Below are 946 nucleotides of genomic sequence, written 5' to 3' on the forward strand. Positions count from 1 at the left end.
CTGGGCGATCAGGCCGGCTGTCATTTCCACTACGAAAAGGAGTGCATTGATGCCGAGCAACCAGCGCAGAGTCCCGGATTCTTGCGTGGCAGAGGCTGCCGAGAACTCGGCCGCCTTGATGGTCTCCGGATCGGCAGCGACGCTTTCCTGAAGCGAGGCGCCTAGCTCCAAGGTCTTCAGTTTCGAGGTGACGGGCTCGACCTCACCGTCATGCACGACCTTCACCCGGCGGTTCGACAAGTCGAAGGACAGTGCCCGAATCCCCTCAACGCCGTTCAGGGCCAGGCGAATCATGCGCTCTTCTGATGGACAGTCCATCTTCGGCACGGCATAAACACTGACCCATTCCCCCGACGCATCGGAGGAGGCCTGCATATCGGTATCCGCCGCAGGCCTTGCATCGTCGCCACAGGGGCCTCCGCAGTTTTTACTCATGATATGACTCCACTTGAATGTGATCGGGCTTTCATTTAAAACTATATAGTAGCTATAAGGTCAATAGCGTAGAGAATCCGTTGCGGAGGAACCCGATGCGTATTGGTCAGTTGGCACAGTCAGTAGGGGTAGATACACAGACGATCCGCTTCTACGAACGGCAGGGCTTGTTGCCGCCGCCTGATCGGCAGGAGAACGGTTACCGTGTCTATACCGAGAAACACGTTGAGCGGCTGGCCTTTATTCGTCGCTGCCGCATCCTGGATCTGTCACTGGCAGAAATTCACGAACTACAGCGCTATCAGGACGACCCTCATCAGTCCTGTACCGCCGTCAATGCTTTGCTCGATGATCACATCTCTCATGTGCGCTCGCAGATAACCGCTCTACAGGCGCTTGAGAAACAACTCGTTTCACTAAGAGCGCGTTGCAACGATGACCGGGAAGTTAAGGCGTGTGGGGTTCTTGCTGGAATTAGCGAGGGAAGCATGCATCAGCAGTAGGTTGGAGT

At 55.8% G+C, this 946-nt stretch carries 2 protein-coding genes; one reads left to right on the forward strand and one right to left on the reverse strand.

All coding sequences use genetic code 11. The features are described from left to right. Positions 1 to 435: heavy-metal-associated domain-containing protein (locus tag ISO4_RS16830; protein ID WP_194856983.1), on the reverse strand; the 435-nt coding region annotated here is incomplete at its 3' end. A 95-nt stretch (positions 436 to 530) separates the two neighbouring features. On the opposite strand from ISO4_RS16830, the gene cadR reads away from it, so the two are divergent. Further along, positions 531 to 938, forward strand: a complete 408-nt coding sequence (gene cadR / locus ISO4_RS16835) for a Cd(II)/Pb(II)-responsive transcriptional regulator (protein ID WP_067605269.1) — start codon at positions 531 to 533, stop codon at positions 936 to 938. Positions 939 to 946 lie beyond the last annotated feature (8 nt).

The sequence above is a fragment of the Alloalcanivorax venustensis ISO4 genome (assembly GCF_015356855.1).
Taxonomy (GTDB): domain Bacteria; phylum Pseudomonadota; class Gammaproteobacteria; order Pseudomonadales; family Alcanivoracaceae; genus Alloalcanivorax; species Alloalcanivorax venustensis.